Below are 255 nucleotides of genomic sequence, written 5' to 3'. Positions count from 1 at the left end.
TGCTCCTGATCATCTTCCTGATCACCACCCCGGTGATCACCGACGTGGTCAAACTCAAGCTGCCGGCAGAACGCAACCAGGTCTACAAAACCAAACCGGAAAACATCACCATCTCTGTGAGCAAAGATGGTGACATTTACTGGAACGGCGCGATCCGTCCGCTGGCCGGAGGCACAGAAGCCCTGTTCGACCAGCTGAAAGTGGAATCGGTCAAACAACCGCAACCGGAAGTGCACATCCGTGGCGACCAGAACA

General features: G+C 55.3%; 1 protein-coding gene. It reads left to right on the top strand.

Annotated elements, in window-relative coordinates; all coding sequences use genetic code 11:
* The coding region (locus KDM89_RS23155) for an ExbD/TolR family protein (protein WP_212689905.1) at positions 1 to 255 on the top strand (255 nt) is incomplete at both ends.

It is taken from the genome of Cognatundibacterium luofuense (assembly GCF_018139685.1).
GTDB classification, from domain to species: Bacteria; Pseudomonadota; Gammaproteobacteria; order Burkholderiales; family Burkholderiaceae_D; genus Undibacterium; species Undibacterium luofuense.
Note: the sequence above shows the minus strand (reverse complement) of the source record. Positions and strands in the feature narration are given on the sequence as shown.